General features: G+C 47.9%; 1 protein-coding gene. It reads right to left on the bottom strand.

The window, feature by feature from the left end; genetic code table 11:
- A partial coding sequence (locus R0J92_RS26400) for a hypothetical protein (protein ID WP_411053866.1) occupies nt 1-211 on the bottom strand: 211 nt, incomplete at its 3' end.
- Between the last annotated feature and the right edge of the window lie 27 nt (nt 212-238).

The raw sequence follows: 238 nt of genomic DNA, 5'->3' as shown, positions 1-238 counted from the left end.
CCAGCTCTCTGGCCAGTTGGGATAGCTCGACAAAACCATACGCCTTCCCTGAGCCGCTTAACTTATGCGCCACGCTTGTAATATGGTGAACCCACCGAGTGTCCTTATGTGCCCCTTTCCAAGTGGTTTCTAGCTCAGCTTTGTAAAGCAGAAGATGTCTTTTATAAGCGCTGAGCAATGTTTCCATTTTACTGTTGTTTGGGTGGTTCATTGAGATGTCCTACCGTTAAGCTGGTCC

Origin of the sequence: Tritonibacter sp. SIMBA_163 (genome assembly GCF_046535935.1) — a bacterium.
Lineage (GTDB): Bacteria > Pseudomonadota > Alphaproteobacteria > Rhodobacterales > Rhodobacteraceae > Epibacterium > Epibacterium scottomollicae.
The sequence above is the reverse complement of the archived record's forward strand: the minus strand, read 5'-3'. Positions and strand labels throughout refer to the sequence as shown.